This window comes from Comamonas sp. CAH-2 (genome assembly GCF_009668305.1).
In the GTDB taxonomy this organism is placed as follows: Bacteria; Pseudomonadota; Gammaproteobacteria; order Burkholderiales; family Burkholderiaceae_C; genus Comamonas; species Comamonas aquatica.
This window is the reverse complement of record NZ_VSWF01000006.1, coordinates 13,735-27,772: the sequence shown is the minus strand read 5'-3', so window position 1 is coordinate 27,772 and position 14,038 is coordinate 13,735. Positions and strand designations below refer to the sequence as shown.

General features: G+C 67.6%; 11 protein-coding genes. 7 read left to right on the top strand and 4 right to left on the bottom strand.

The window, feature by feature from the left end; translation table 11 throughout:
- The 4 genes from ureC to FYM52_RS05945 form a co-directional block, all read right to left on the bottom strand.
- Nucleotides 1-1,719, bottom strand: a complete 1,719-nt coding sequence (gene ureC / locus FYM52_RS05960; protein ID WP_154163433.1) for an urease subunit alpha — start codon at nucleotides 1,717-1,719, stop codon at nucleotides 1-3.
- Between the two features lies 1 nt (nucleotide 1,720).
- Nucleotides 1,721-2,026, bottom strand: a complete 306-nt coding sequence (locus FYM52_RS05955) for an urease subunit beta (RefSeq protein ID WP_042415133.1) — start codon at nucleotides 2,024-2,026, stop codon at nucleotides 1,721-1,723.
- 17 nt (nucleotides 2,027-2,043) lie between these two features.
- Nucleotides 2,044-2,661 carry a HupE/UreJ family protein gene (locus FYM52_RS05950; protein ID WP_154163432.1) on the bottom strand — a complete coding sequence of 206 codons (618 nt, stop codon included), beginning with the start codon at nucleotides 2,659-2,661 and terminating at the stop codon, nucleotides 2,044-2,046.
- Nucleotides 2,662-2,724: 63 nt separating this feature from the next.
- Nucleotides 2,725-3,027 carry an urease subunit gamma gene (locus FYM52_RS05945; protein WP_042415127.1) on the bottom strand — a complete coding sequence of 101 codons (303 nt, stop codon included), beginning with the start codon at nucleotides 3,025-3,027 and terminating at the stop codon, nucleotides 2,725-2,727.
- 197 nt (nucleotides 3,028-3,224) lie between these two features.
- On the opposite strand from FYM52_RS05945, the gene FYM52_RS05940 reads away from it, so the two are divergent.
- From FYM52_RS05940 to urtE, 7 genes are all read left to right on the top strand, one after another.
- A complete protein-coding gene (locus FYM52_RS05940) occupies nucleotides 3,225-6,815 on the top strand; it encodes an ATP-binding protein (RefSeq protein WP_154163431.1) in 3,591 nt (1,196 codons plus the stop codon).
- Nucleotides 6,812-7,789 (top strand): response regulator, encoded by a 978-nt coding sequence (locus FYM52_RS05935; RefSeq protein WP_154163430.1) that lies wholly within the window; start codon nucleotides 6,812-6,814, stop codon nucleotides 7,787-7,789. Before FYM52_RS05940 ends, FYM52_RS05935 begins: the two co-directional genes overlap by 4 nt.
- 92 nt (nucleotides 7,790-7,881) lie before the next feature.
- Nucleotides 7,882-9,150, top strand: a complete 1,269-nt coding sequence (gene urtA, locus FYM52_RS05930; RefSeq protein WP_043380954.1) for an urea ABC transporter substrate-binding protein — start codon at nucleotides 7,882-7,884, stop codon at nucleotides 9,148-9,150.
- Between the two features lie 100 nt (nucleotides 9,151-9,250).
- The gene (gene urtB / locus FYM52_RS05925; protein ID WP_154163429.1) at nucleotides 9,251-10,852 is read left to right on the top strand and encodes an urea ABC transporter permease subunit UrtB; all 1,602 of its coding nucleotides are present in this window, start codon (nucleotides 9,251-9,253) and stop codon (nucleotides 10,850-10,852) included.
- A 148-nt stretch (nucleotides 10,853-11,000) separates the two neighbouring features.
- A complete protein-coding gene (gene urtC, locus FYM52_RS05920; protein WP_154163428.1) occupies nucleotides 11,001-12,146 on the top strand; it encodes an urea ABC transporter permease subunit UrtC in 1,146 nt (381 codons plus the stop codon).
- Nucleotides 12,143-13,015 (top strand): urea ABC transporter ATP-binding protein UrtD, encoded by an 873-nt coding sequence (gene urtD / locus FYM52_RS05915; protein WP_154163427.1) that lies wholly within the window; start codon nucleotides 12,143-12,145, stop codon nucleotides 13,013-13,015. Before urtC ends, urtD begins: the two co-directional genes overlap by 4 nt.
- A 297-nt stretch (nucleotides 13,016-13,312) precedes the next feature.
- Nucleotides 13,313-14,005, top strand: a complete 693-nt coding sequence (gene urtE, locus FYM52_RS05910; RefSeq protein ID WP_154163426.1) for an urea ABC transporter ATP-binding subunit UrtE — start codon at nucleotides 13,313-13,315, stop codon at nucleotides 14,003-14,005.
- Nucleotides 14,006-14,038: the final 33 nt, after the last annotated feature.

Here is a 14,038-nt window from a genome sequence, read left to right as displayed (position 1 = left end):
TCAAAACAGGAAATAGCGCTGTGCCATGGGCAGGCTGACCGCGGGTTCGCAGGTCAGCAGCTGCCCGTCGGCGCGCACGGCATAGGTCTGGGCATCCACCTCCATGCGCGGCGCCAGGTCGTTGTGGACCATGTGCTGCTTTTGCACACCGCGGATGCCCTTCACGGCCGACAGGGTCTTGGCCAGGCCAAAGCGCTCGCCGATGCAGGCCGCCAGTCCGGCCTGCGAGACAAAGGTCAGCGAGGTCTTGGCAATCGCGCCGCCAAAGCTGGCAAACATGGGGCGGTAGTGCACGGGCTGGGGCGTGGGGATGGAGGCGTTCGGGTCACCCATGGCGGCCATGGCGATGCTGCCGCCTTTCAAGATGCAAAACGGCTTGACGCCGAAGAAGGCGGGTTTCCAGATCACCAGGTCGGCCCACTTGCCCAGTTCGATGCTGCCCACCTCGTGGCTGATGCCGTGGGCAATCGCCGGGTTGATGGTGTACTTGGCGATGTAGCGCTTGATGCGGAAGTTGTCGTTGCGCGCGCCGTCGCCTTGCAGTGCACCGCGCTGCAGCTTCATCTTGTGGGCGGTCTGCCAGGTGCGCAGGATGACCTCGCCCACGCGGCCCATGGCCTGGCTGTCGGAGCTGAACATGCTGATGGCGCCGATGTCGTGCAGGATGTCCTCGGCCGCAATCGTTTCCTTGCGGATGCGGCTTTCGGCAAAGGCCAGGTCCTCGGCAATGCCGGCGTCCAGGTGGTGGCAGACCATCAGCATGTCGACGTGCTCGTCCAGCGTGTTGATGGTGTAGGGGCGCGTGGGGTTGGTCGACGAGGGCAGCACATTCGCCTCGCCCACCACCTTCAGGATGTCGGGCGCATGGCCGCCGCCCGCGCCTTCGGTGTGGAAGGTGTGGATGGTGCGGCCCTTGAAGGCGGCCACGGTGTCCTCCACAAAACCCGATTCGTTGAGCGTGTCGGTGTGGATGGCGACCTGCGTGTCGGTCTCTTCGGCCACATCCAGGCAGTTGCTGATGGCCGCGGGTGTGCTGCCCCAGTCTTCGTGCAGCTTCAGGCCAATCGCGCCGGCGCTGATCTGCTCGTGCAGGCCGGCTGGCAGGCTGGCATTGCCCTTGCCCAGAAAACCCAGATTCATGGGGAAGGCGTCGGCGGCCTGCAGCATGCGCTCCAGGTGCCAGGGGCCGGGCGTGCAGGTGGTGGCGAAGGTGCCGGTGGCCGGGCCGGTGCCGCCGCCAATCATGGTGGTCACGCCGCTGGTCAGTGCTTCCTCGATCTGCTGCGGGGCGATGAAGTGGATGTGGGTGTCGATGCCGCCGGCTGTGACGATATGGCCTTCGCAGGAGATGATTTCCGTGCCCGGGCCGATGATGATGTCCACGCCCGGCTGGGTGTCGGGGTTGCCGGCCTTGCCGATGGCCACGATGCGGCCACCCTTCAGGCCGATGTCGGCTTTGACAATGCCCCAGTGGTCCAGGATCAGGGCATTGGTCAGCACGGTATCGACCGCGCCTTGCTCGCGCGTGCGCTGGCTTTGCGCCATGCCGTCGCGGATGGTCTTGCCGCCGCCGAACTTCACTTCCTCGCCATAGCCGCCCGCGGCCAGGGTGTAGTCTTTCTCGACCTCGACGATCAGTTCGGTATCGGCCAGGCGCAGGCGGTCGCCCACGGTGGGGCCAAAGGTTTCGGCGTAGGCACGTCGGTCCATGGTGGCCATATCACAGTGCTCCTTGAATCAGGCCGCGAAAGCCGTAGATCTGGCGGTCGCCGCCGATGTCGACCAGCTCCACCGTGCGTTGCTGGCCGGGCTCGAAGCGCACGGCCATGCCGCTGGCGATGTTCAGGCGCATGCCGTGGGCGCTGGCGCGGTCGAAGTCCAGGCCGGCGTTGGTTTCGGCAAAGTGGTAGTGCGAGCCGACCTGGATGGGCCGGTCGCTGGCGTTCTTGACCAGCAGCGTGACCGTGCGCCGGCCGGGGTTGAGGGGGTGGGCCCCCTCGTCCAGGAGCAGTTCACCAGGAATCATGCGGTGCCTCCGTGGGATCAGGCCAGACGTGTCAGCAGGGCCACGCCCAGGACGGCGGTCGCGGCGCCTGCCAGCCTGGCCAGCAACTGGTGGCGCTGCATCACGCGGTGGCCCAGGGCCATGCCGCCCAGGTGCAGCAGGGCCGATCCGGCTGCCATGCCCAGCACGGCACCGGCTGCAGCGGCGGCGCTGTCCTCGAACAGCTCATAGCCGTGGGCCGCGCCGTGGAAGAAGGCAAACACCCCCACCAGGGCGGCGGCGGCACCCCAGGCCATCTTCTGCCGCACCATCACCAGCAGGCCCAGCACCAGCACCGAGGCGGCAATCATGGGCTCGACGGCCGGCACGTGCAGGCCCGCAAAGCCGGCCAGGCAGCCGGCCACCAGCAGGGTCACAAAGGCTGCCGGGGCGCGCCAGGCCGTGCCGTGGTGGGGAAAGGCCAGGGCGCTCCAGGCGCCCACGGCCAGCATGGCCGCCAGGTGGTCGGCGCCGCCGAAGGGGTGGGCGAAGGCGTGGGCCAGGCTGTCGAGGAAATTGTGGTGGCCGCCACCGTCCGCGCCCACGTGGGCCAGGGCGCTCAGCGGCAGGGCCGACGCGGTGGCGAGGAGGGTGGTGATCAGGTTCTTGGTTTTCATAGCTGTCTGCGCTGGTGGAATAAGGGATGGAGGCCTAAAAGCCTGCAAGTTCTGGGTGGTCGCTCAGACGATGGGTTCGTGCACCGTGACCAGCTTGGTGCCATCGGGGAAGGTGGCCTCGATCTGGATGTCGGGAATCATCTCGGCCACGCCGTCCATCACGTCGGCGCGCGTCAGTACGGTGCGGCCTGCGCTCATCAGCTGGGCCACGGTCTTGCCGTCGCGGGCGCCTTCCATGACGAAGGCGCTGATCAGGGCCACGGATTCCGGGTAGTTCAGCTTCAGGCCACGGGCCTGGCGGCGCTCGGCCAGCAGCGCGGCGGTGAAGATAAGCAGCTTGTCTTTTTCTCGCGGCGTTAATTCCATGTCGATTCCCTCCATCGGTCCGCAGCGCCGGCCCTGTGGACGGGGACGGGGCGGCCATGCCATGTCGCGGCCTGCATGCCGCCCGGCGCGCGCACACACGGCGGGGCCGTGCGGCGCCCGGGTGGTCACCAGGGCATGGCACCTGCAGTGCAAGCACCGTGCCAGTCGGGCACAGAAGCTGCATCGCTGGCCCCACCATGACCCAGTCCCCTGCCGCTGCCGCGCCTGCGACGCCTGCCTCGACCGACCCCTGCGTGCCGCAGCAGGTGGTCAAGGTGCGCCGCGACTACAACGGCTGGGTGGCGACGGAAACCCTGGAGGACTACGCCCTGCGCTACACGCCGCAGCGCTTTCGGCGCTGGTCCGCGTGGCGGGTGGCGAACACCGCCTTCGGCGCGGCTTCGTTCCTGATCCTGGAGGCCGTGGGCGCCACGCTGCTGGTGCAGTACGGCTGGGCGAATGCTTTCTGGGCCATCGTGGCCACCGGCCTGATCATCTTTGCGGCGGGCCTGCCCATCAGCGTCTACGCGGCGCGCTACGGCGTGGACATGGACCTGCTAACGCGCGGCGCGGGCTTTGGCTACATCGGCTCGACCATCACCTCGCTGATCTACGCCACCTTCACCTTCATCTTCTTCGCGCTGGAGGCGGCCGTGATGGCCTATGCGCTGGAGCTGGCGCTGGACATCCCGCCCGCCTGGGGCTACCTGATCTGCGCCCTGGTGGTGATTCCACTGGTCACGCACGGGGTGTCCATGATCAGCCGGCTGCAGATGTGGACCCAGCCGCTGTGGTTGCTGATGCTGGTCGTGCCCTTTGTCTACGTGCTGCTGCGCAATCCCGGTGCGTTTGCGCAGGTGGTGCACTACGGTGGTGAGTCGGGCGCGGGTGCACATTTTTCACTGCCTCTTTTTGGTGCGGCGCTGACCGTGGGCATTGCGCTGATCACCCAGATGGGGGAGCAGGCCGACTACCTGCGCTTCATGCCGGCGCGTGCGCAGACCACGCGGCTGCGCTGGTGGTCCGGCGTGCTGCTGGGCGGGCCGGGCTGGGTGGTGCTGGGCGTGGCCAAGATGCTGGGCGGGGCGCTGCTGGCCTACCTGGCGATCTCGCACTCCGTGCCGGCCAGCCATGCGGTCGATCCCAACCAGATGTACCTGGCGGCGTACGAGTACGTGTTCCCGCACTACGGCTGGGCGGTGGCGGCCACGGCACTGTTCGTGGTGATCTCGCAGCTCAAGATCAATGTGACCAATGCCTATGCGGGCTCGCTGGCCTGGTCCAACTTCTTCTCGCGCCTCACGCACAGCCACCCCGGGCGCGTGGTCTGGGTGGTGTTCAACACGCTGATCGCCTTCATGCTGATGGAGATGAACGTGTTCCGCGCCCTGGGCGAGGTGCTGGGCCTGTACTCCAACATCGCCATCGCCTGGATCATGGCTGTGGTGGCCGATCTGGTCATCAACAAGCCGCTGGGCTGGTCGCCCCGGGGCATCGAATTCAAGCGCGCCCACCTGTACGACATCAACCCCGTGGGCGTGGGGGCGATGGGCCTGGCCTCGGGGCTGTCGATCGCGGCCCACCTGGGCGTGTTCGGGCCACTGGCCCAGGCGTTCTCGGCCCTGATCGCCATGGTGGTGGCCCTGGTCGCCGCACCGCTGATCGCCTGGGCCACGCGCGGGCGCTACTACCTGGCGCGCACGGCCACGCTGCCCGCCTGCACCGGCTGTGCGGGCTGCAGCGCAATTCCCCAGGCCCAGGCCGTGCACACCCTGCGCTGCACCGTGTGCGAGCGCGACTACGAAGTGCCGGACATGGCCCACTGCCCGGCCTATGGCGGTCACATCTGTTCGCTGTGCTGCACCCTGGATGCGCGCTGCGGCGACCTGTGCAAGCCCCAGGCGCACTGGGGCGTGCAGTGGCGCGCCGCGCTGCGCTGGCTGCTGCCGGAGCAGCTGTGGCGGCTGTTCGACAAGGGCCTGGGGCACTTTCTGCTGCTGATGCTGGTGATTGCCCCGCTGCTGGCTGCGGTGCTCGGCCTGCTCTACCACCAGGAGCTGCAGACCCTGCAGCGCACCGCCATGACGCCGGCCGCGCTGCAGGCCGCACAGGCGGCGCTGGGCTCGGCCATGCTCAAGGCCTACCTGGGCCTGCTGCTGATTGCCGGCATCGTGGCCTGGTGGCTGGTGCTGGCGCACCAGAGCCGCCGCGTGGCGCAGGAAGAGTCCAACCGCCAGACCGGCCTGCTGGTGCGCGAAATCGCCCTGCACCAGCAGACCGATGCCGCGCTGCAAAGCGCCCGCAAGGCCGCCGAAGAAGCGCGCGCCGTGGCCGAGGCGGCGCGCGAAACCGCCGACCACGCCAACCAGGCCAAGAGCCGCTACCTCAGCGCCATCAGCCACGAGCTGCGCACGCCGCTCAACAGCATCCTGGGCTACGCCCAGCTCATGGGGGCCGATGACAGCGTGCCCCCGCACCGCCAGCACGCGGTGCAGGTGATCCGGCGAGGCGGCGAGCACCTGCTGTCGCTGATCGAGGGCACGCTGGACGTGGCGCGCATCGAATCGGGCAAGCTGGCCCTGCAGGTGGCGCCCATGCACTTTGCCGAAGGCATGCAGGCCCTGGCCGATCTGTTCGCCCTGCAGGCCCAGGCCAAGGGCCTGGGCTTCCACTACGAGGTGCAGGGGCGGCTGCCCGCCGTGGTGCGGGCCGACGAAAAGCGGCTGCGCCAGATCGTCATCAACCTGCTGGGCAATGCGCTGAAGTTCACCCAGCAGGGCCACGTCACCCTGCAGGTGCAGCATGCGCGGCAGATGGCCATCCTGCGCGTGATCGACACCGGCCCGGGCCTGGGGCCCGAGGAGCAGGCGCGCATCTTCGAGCCGTTTGAGCGCGGCCAGGCCGCCACGGCGGCGGGCGGTGCGGGCCTGGGCCTGACCATGGCCAAGATGCTGACCGAGCTGATGGGCGGCATGCTGACCCTGCACAGCGCGCCGGGCCAGGGCGCGGTGTTCGAGGTGCGGCTGTTCCTGCCCTCGGTCGAGGGCGTGGCGCCGGCCGCCGCGCCGCTGCAGCGCATGCCCGTGGGTTATGCCGGGCCGCGTCGCCGGGTGCTGGTGGTGGACAACGAGGAGGCCGACCGCGGCGTGCTGCGGCAGCTGCTGGCGCCGCTGGGCTTTGAGGTGCAGCAGGCCGACAGCGGCCATGCGGCCCTGGCCTGGGTGGCGGGCGGTTGGGTGCCCGATGCCGTCTTCATGGACCTGGCCATGCCCGGCATCGACGGCTGGGAAACGTTGCGCCGCCTGCGGGCGCTGCAGGCCGGCGACATCGCCTGCGCCGTGGTCTCGGCCAATGCCTTTGACCGCGAGCTGCCCAACGACGTGGGGATTGCGCCGCAGGACTTCCTGGTCAAGCCCGTGCGCCACAGCGAGCTGCTGCACTGGCTGGCCCAGCGCCTGGAACTGGTGTGGCACTACGCCCTAGAAGCAAAACCCACCGCAACGCCCGGACAGCGGGCGCAGGATGCTATGCAATTCAATAGCGAAGAACCTGGGGGCAATGGCCCACCCGTCGCCGCGGTCCCGGCCGAGGCCCTGGCACCGCTGTGCCAGGCGCTGCAACTGGGCTATGTGCGCGGCGTGCGCCAGGCCCTGGCGCAGTTGGAGCAGGCGCACCCCGCGCAGGCGGCGCTGTGGACGCAGTGGCGCGGCCTGGTGCAGCAGTTCGACATGGACGGCCTGGCGCGCGCAGTGGCGCAGCAGCAGGCGACGGGCGTGGGGCAGCCATGAACGTGCCGGACGTGGTGCTGATCGTGGACGACGTGCCCGACAACCTGTCGGTGCTGCACGACGCGCTGGATGAGGCGGGCTACACCGTCCTGGTGGCCACGCATGGCGAGCAGGCCTTGCAGCGCGCCGCGCAGGCCCAGCCGGACATCATCTTGCTGGATGCGCTGATGCCGGGCATGGACGGTTTCGAGGTGGCGCGCCGCCTCAAGGCCGATGCGCAGACCGCGGCCATCCCGGTGGTCTTCATGACCGGGCTGACCGAGACCGAGCACCTGGTGGCCGCCCTGGCCGCCGGCGGCGTGGACTATGTGACCAAGCCCCTGAAGCCTGCCGAGGTGCTGGCCCGCATGCAGGTGCACCTGGGCACCGCCCGGCGTGCCCGCAGCCAGGCGCAGCAGGCCCTGCAGGCGCGCAGTGCGCTGGATGCCTTTGGCTATGCCAGCATGACGGTGCGCGTGGCGGACGGCCGCATCCTGTGGCAGACCGCGCTGGCGCGGCGCCTGCTGCTGGCCTATGGCGACAGCCCCGGTGACGCCGGCGGCGCCACCGTGGGCGAGACCCTGCGCCACTGGATGGCGCGGCAGCTGGACGGGGTGCTGCAAGGGCTGGCCGAGCCACCCCGCTGGGTGCTGGCGGCCCCGCAGCCTGTGGCCGGCAGCGACCGGCGGCTGGTGCTGCACCTGCACCCGCCGATGGAAGAGGGCCAGGGTGGCGAGCTGCTGGTGGTGATGCGCGAGGAGTCGGGCAGCGCCGCGGCCCAGCTGCTGCGCGAGGCCTTTGCGCTGACGGCCAAGGAGGCCGAGGTGCTGTTCTGGGTGGCGCAGGGCAAGATCAACCGCGACATTGCCGACATCGTGGGCAGCAGCCCGGCCACGGTGAAAAAGCACCTGGAGCGCATCCACGCCAAGCTGGGCGTGGAAACGCGCACGGCCGCCGCGGCCCTGGCCCTGGGGCGGCTGCGCCAGGGCGGATGAACGGCGCAGGGCGTACGCCATCCGGCGTATAGGCGCCGTACCGGGTCATCCCTAGCATGGACTCCATCAACCCACCGAGAGGAGTTCTCACCATGCCACGCCGTTTCACCCTGAAGACCCTGGCCGCTGCCGCAACCGTTGCTGGCATGGGCTTTACCGCACTGTCCGCCCAGGCGGCCGACACCATCAAGGTGGGTGTGCTGCACGCCCTGTCGGGCACCATGGCGATTTCGGAGACCGCCCTCAAGGACATGGCCCTGATGACCATCGAGGACATCAACGCCAAGGGCGGCGTGCTGGGCAAGAAGCTGGAGCCCGTGGTGATCGACACCGCCTCCAACTGGCCGCTGGCGGCGGAAAAGGCCAAGCAGCTGATCAGCCAAGACAAGGTGGCCGTGACCTTCGGCTGCTGGACCTCGGTGTGCCGCAAGTCGGTGCTGCCGGTCTATGAGGAAAACAACGCCCTGCTGTTCTACCCTGTGCAGTACGAGGGTGAGGAGCTGTCCAAGAACGTGTTCTACACCGGTGCGGCGCCCAACCAGCAGGCCATTCCCGCCGTGGAATACCTGATGGGCGAGGACGGCGGCAGCGCCAAGCGCTGGGTGCTGCTGGGCACCGACTACGTCTACCCGCGCACGGCCAACAAGATCCTGCGTGCCTTCCTGAAGAAGAAGGGCGTGGCCGACAAGGACATCATGGAGGCCTACACCCCGTTTGGCCACAGCGACTACCAGACCATCGTGGCCGACATCAAGAAGTTCGCCGCCGGGGGCAAGACGGCCGTGATCTCCACCATCAACGGCGACTCCAACGTGCCCTTCTACAAGGAACTGGGCAACGCCGGCATCAAGGCCACCGAGGTGCCCGTGGTGGCCTTCTCGGTCGGCGAGGAAGAGCTGCGCGGCCTCGATCCCAAGCCCCTGGTCGGCCACCTGGCCTCGTGGAACTACTTCATGAGCGTCAAGAACCCCACCAACGATGCCTGGATCAAGCAGTGGAGCGCCTATGCCAAGGCCAAGAACCTGCCCGGCCAGTCCACCAAGCCGCTGACCAACGACCCCATGGAAGCCACCTACGTCGGCATCCACATGTGGAAGCAGGCCGTGGAAAAGGCCAAGTCCCTGGAGGTGAACAAGGTCATCGCCGCCATGGCCGGCCAGACCTTCAAGGCGCCCAGCGGCTTCACGCTGACCATGGATGCCAAGAACCACCACCTGCACAAGCCGGTGCTGATCGGCGAGATCAAGGCCGATGGCCAGTTCAACGTGGTCTGGAAGACCAAGGAACCCATCAAGGCCCAGCCCTGGAGCCCCTTCATCGACGGCAACGACAAGAAGAAGGACGAGCCCGAGAAGAAGTGAGGGGACACGCGTGCGGCCGCTGCGCGGTCGCACCGGTGAACCGCACCTCGACCCGAAGGCCCGTCCCCACCGGACGGGCCTTTTGCTGATTGGATGACCTATGCTTTTTCCCCTCTTGCGCACCCTCCGGCCCTGGCTGGGCGCAGCGCTGGCCTGCGCGGCCTTGTGGCAGGCCCCGGCCCAGGCGCTGACGGCCGAGCAGGCGCTGGCCATGGCCGATGGCGACAACAACAGCCGCATTGCCGCCATGCAGGATGCCGCGGCCACGGGCGATGCCGCCCGCACGGCCGACTTCCTGCAGGCCCTGCGCGACGGTGAGGTGCAGTTCACCGGCGCGGGGGCCTTCATCGTGCGCGGGGGCGAAGCGCGTGACCCCGTGACGGGCCAGGCCGTGCCGCTGCCCGAGGGGGCCAGCGACGCCAGCACCAACAACCGCCTGCGCCGCGAGATCGGCAACGCCCTGGCCGCACTGAACCTGCTGGTGGGCAACGATGCCGAACGCCTGGAAGCGGCCCAGGCCATGTTGCAGGGCGCGACGCCCGAACGCCTGCCGCTGCTCGACAAGGCCTTGGCGCGCGAGCAGCAGGCGGACGTTAAGGCCGCGCTGGCGCTGGCGAAATCCGCGGCCCTGCTGGGCAGTCCGCAGGCCGAGCAGCGCATCGACGCCGCGGCCCTGCTGGCGCGCCACGCCACGCCCGCCACGCGCCTGCTGCTGAACGAGCAACTGGCGCAGGAGCAGGATGCCCAGGTGCAGGCGGCGCTCAAGCGCGCCCTGGCCGAGGTCAAGGACCAGCTGGCCTGGGGCGAACGCCTGGGCGTGGCCTTCACCGGCATCAGCCTGGGCTCCATCCTGCTGCTGGTGGCCCTGGGCCTGGCCATCACCTACGGCCTGATGGGCGTGATCAACATGGCCCACGGCGAGCTGATGATGATCGGCGCCTACGCCACCTATGTGGTGCAGGGCGTGTTCCGCAGCTACCTGCCCGATTTCTTTGACTGGTACCTGCTGGCGGCCCTGCCCGTGGCCTTCCTGGCCTCGGCCCTGGTGGGCGCGGTGATGGAGCGCGGTGTGCTGCGCTTTCTGTACGGCCGCCCGCTGGAAACTTTGCTGGCTACCTGGGGCATCTCGCTGGTGCTGATGCAGCTGGTGCGTTCCACCTTCGGCGCGCAGAACGTGGCCGTGGAAAACCCGGTGTGGATGAGCGGCGGTTGGCAGCTGCTGCCCAACCTGACCCTGCCTTTCAACCGCCTGATCATCATCGCCTTTGCCTTCGCCGTGCTGGCGGGCGTGGCCTACCTGATTGCACGCACCCGCCTGGGCCTGTTCGTGCGCGGGGTCACGCAGAACCGCCCGATTGCGGCCTGCATGGGCGTGAACACGGCGCGCGTGGACACGCTGGCGTTTGCCCTGGGCAGCGGCATTGCCGGCCTGGCCGGCTGCGCGCTGAGCCAGGTGGGCAATGTCGGCCCCGACCTGGGGCAGAGCTACATCGTGGACTCCTTCATGGTGGTGGTGCTGGGCGGCGTGGGCCAGCTGGCGGGCACGGTGTATGCCGCGCTGGGGCTGGGCATCCTGAACAAGTTCCTCGAAGGCTGGACCGGCGCGGTGCTGGCCAAGATCGCGGTGCTGGTGTTCATCATCGCCTTCATCCAGAAGCGGCCCCAGGGCATCTTTGCGATGAAGGGGCGGAGCGCGGAATGAACCTGAATCAATCCCCTGTGCGGCTACGCCGCTTCCCCTTTCTCTCGCTGCGCGGGAAAGGGGACGACAGCCTCGCTGCGGGGCGGCCCTTGCGGGCTGTCTACCGCGAAAGCTGGCTTTATTCCTTGCTGGGTGCGGGAGCTAAGTAATGACAAGTTCTGTTTTGAAATCAAGCGTGTTTGTGCCTGTGGAGCTGCCAACACGCCAACCGCTGCTCACCAAGGCCGGCTGGTCGGCCTTCATGCTGGCGCTGGTCGTGGTCTGTGCCGTGGCCCCGGTGCTGAACCTGTGGGTGGGCGAGGGCAGCGTGTTCCACCTGTCCGACTATGCCGTGCGCCTGCTGGGCAAGATCATGTGCTATGCCATCTGCGCGCTGGCCATGGACCTGATCTGGGGCTACACCGGCATCCTGAGCCTGGGCCACGGCCTGTTCTTTGCGCTGGGCGGCTACGTCATGGGCATGTACCTGAGCCGCCAGTCTGTGGGCGCCGAGGAGCTGCCCGCCTTCATGGTGTTCCTGGCCTGGAAGGAGCTGCCCTGGTTCTGGGCGCTGTCGGACAGTTTCATCGCCACCTTCATCCTGATCTTCGCGGTGCCCGGTGTCGTGGCCTTCGTGTTTGGCTGGTTTGCCTTCCGCTCGCGCATCAAGGGCGTGTATTTCTCCATCATCACGCAGGCGCTGACCTATGCGGCGATGCTGCTGTTTTTTCGCAATGAAACCGGCTTTGGCGGCAACAACGGCTTCACGGACTTCAAGCGCATCCTCGGCATGCCGCTGGCCACGCAGGAGATGCGCATGGCCCTGTTCGTGCTTACGGGTTGCACCCTGCTGGGCTGTTTTCTGCTGGCGCGCTGGCTGGTGCGCAGCAAGTTTGGCCGCGTGCTGCAGGCCATCCGCGATGCCGAAAGTCGCGTCATGTTCTCGGGCTATGCGCCGCTGCCCTACAAGCTGACCATCTGGGTCATCAGCGCCATGATGTGCGGCCTGGCCGGGGCCTTGTACGTGCCCCAGGTGGGCATCATCAACCCGGTGGAAATGTCGGCCGCCAGCTCGATCGAGATCGCCGTGTGGACGGCCGTGGGCGGGCGTGGCAGCCTGATCGGCCCCATCGTCGGCGCGTTTGCTGTGAATGGCGCCAAGAGCTGGCTCACCGTGGCGGCGCCGGAGTTCTGGTTGTATTTCCTGGGCGCCCTGTTCATCGCTGTGACGCTGTGGATGCCCCAGGGCATCGTCGGTGTGGTGCGCAAGCTGCGCGGCAAGTTCGGATCGAAGCAAGAGGGAGGTGCGGCATGACCCCGGACCTGATGGAAGCGGGCGCGGTCCGCATGCGTGCCGCGGTCGAGAAGGCCACGCACCACACCGCGTCAGGTGGCCGCAGCGCCAGCATGGCGCGCATCGCGACGCCGGGCGAAGTCGATGTGACCCATGGCCGCATCCTGTACCTGGAAGACGTGCACGTCAGCTTCGACGGCTTCAAGGCCATCAACGGCCTGAACCTGGACATTGCGCCGGGTGAGCTGCGCTGCATCATCGGACCGAATGGCGCGGGCAAGACCACGATGATGGACATCATCACCGGCAAGACCCGGCCGGACAAAGGCTCGGTGTTCTTTGGCTCCACCATCGACCTGTTGCGCCACAACGAGCCGCAGATCGCCCAGCTGGGGATTGGCCGCAAGTTCCAGAAGCCCACGGTGTTCGAGCAACTGACGGTGTTCGAGAACCTGGAGCTGGCGCTCAAGACGCACAAGGGTGTGCAGCACTCCTTGTTCTTCCGGCTCGACAGCGCGCAAAGCGACCGGCTGGCCGGCATCCTGCACACCATCCACCTGGCCAGCGAAGTCCACCGCCAGGCCGGCGTGCTCAGCCACGGCCAGAAGCAGTGGCTGGAGATCGGCATGCTGCTGATGCAGGAGCCCAAGCTGCTGCTGCTCGACGAACCCGTGGCCGGCATGACCGATGACGAGACCGCGCGCACGGCCGAGCTGTTCCTGACGCTCAAGGGCCAGCACTCGTTGATGGTGGTGGAGCACGACATGTCCTTCATCGCCACCATCAGCGAGAAGGTCACCGTGCTGTGCGACGGCAGCGTGCTGGCCGAAGGCACGCTGGCCCAGGTGCAGGCCGACGAGCGCGTGATCGAGGTCTATCTGGGTCGCTAGCGAGATGCACACCAGCCTGGATACGTCGTTGCCAAGCCAAGCCAAATCGCAGTGCAGCGCAGCGACTGTCTGCGGCTTGGCACCTCGTCGCCACCGCAGCGCGACGCGGTGCTGGCGAGTCTGCATACCTGGGGGTCAATGAAGATGGATAGCTGTCAGCGCTTGTCTTAAGAGGTTCTTCAATGATTTTTGCTTTGAAAGCCTCTGAATACCAGCACAAGCAGCTATGAAAATTGAAACGGCAGCTCTCGAAATAAGAGCTGCTTGCGCAGGCTTGATCTGCGCTGGAGGCCAAAAATGCTCAAAGTTCAAAACCTGCATCAGTACTATGGCGGCTCGCACATCCTGCGCGATGTGAGCGTGCAGGCCGAGTCCGGCCAGATCACCGTGCTGCTGGGGCGCAACGGCGTGGGCAAAACCACGCTGCTCAAGAGCCTGATGGGGCTGGTGCCCATCCGCAGCGGCACCATCACCTGGAACGGCCAGCCCATCCAGGGGCTGACGCCTTACGAGCGCGCGCGTGCCGGCATCGGTTTCGTGCCCCAGGGGCGCGAGATTTTCGGCCGCCTGACGGTGGAGGACAACCTGCGCATGGGCCTGGCCTACCAAAGTGGCCGCACGCCGATTCCGCAGGACTTGTACACGCTGTTCCCGGTGCTCCAGCAGATGCTGCAGCGCCGGGGCGGTGATCTGTCCGGCGGCCAGCAGCAGCAGCTGGCGATTGCCCGCGCCCTGGCGCCCGCGCCGGGCCTGCTGATCCTGGACGAGCCGACCGAAGGCATCCAGCCCAGCATCATCAAGGACATCGGCCGCGTGATCCGCATGCTGGCCAAGGAGCGCGGCATGGCCGTGCTGCTGTGCGAGCAGTACTACGACTTTGCCGAAGCGCTGGCCGACCAGTACGTGGTGATGGAGCGCGGCGAGGTGATCGCCGCAGGGCCGGGCACCGAGATGCAGGCCAAGGGGATTCAGAAGCTGGTGGCGATTTAGAGTGGGTTGGGCAGCCCCTGCGTAGGGGCCAGC

Coding starts and splice junctions, on each gene's coding strand:
- ureC (WP_154163433.1), bottom strand. CDS start 1,719: ATGGCCACCATGGACCGACGTGCCTACGCCGAAACCTTTGGCCCCACC.
- FYM52_RS05955 (WP_042415133.1), bottom strand. CDS start 2,026: ATGATTCCTGGTGAACTGCTCCTGGACGAGGGGGCCCACCCCCTCAAC.
- FYM52_RS05950 (WP_154163432.1), bottom strand. CDS start 2,661: ATGAAAACCAAGAACCTGATCACCACCCTCCTCGCCACCGCGTCGGCC.
- FYM52_RS05945 (WP_042415127.1), bottom strand. CDS start 3,027: ATGGAATTAACGCCGCGAGAAAAAGACAAGCTGCTTATCTTCACCGCC.
- FYM52_RS05940 (WP_154163431.1), top strand. CDS start 3,225: ATGACCCAGTCCCCTGCCGCTGCCGCGCCTGCGACGCCTGCCTCGACC.
- FYM52_RS05935 (WP_154163430.1), top strand. CDS start 6,812: ATGAACGTGCCGGACGTGGTGCTGATCGTGGACGACGTGCCCGACAAC.
- urtA (WP_043380954.1), top strand. CDS start 7,882: ATGCCACGCCGTTTCACCCTGAAGACCCTGGCCGCTGCCGCAACCGTT.
- urtB (WP_154163429.1), top strand. CDS start 9,251: ATGCTTTTTCCCCTCTTGCGCACCCTCCGGCCCTGGCTGGGCGCAGCG.
- urtC (WP_154163428.1), top strand. CDS start 11,001: ATGACAAGTTCTGTTTTGAAATCAAGCGTGTTTGTGCCTGTGGAGCTG.
- urtD (WP_154163427.1), top strand. CDS start 12,143: ATGACCCCGGACCTGATGGAAGCGGGCGCGGTCCGCATGCGTGCCGCG.
- urtE (WP_154163426.1), top strand. CDS start 13,313: ATGCTCAAAGTTCAAAACCTGCATCAGTACTATGGCGGCTCGCACATC.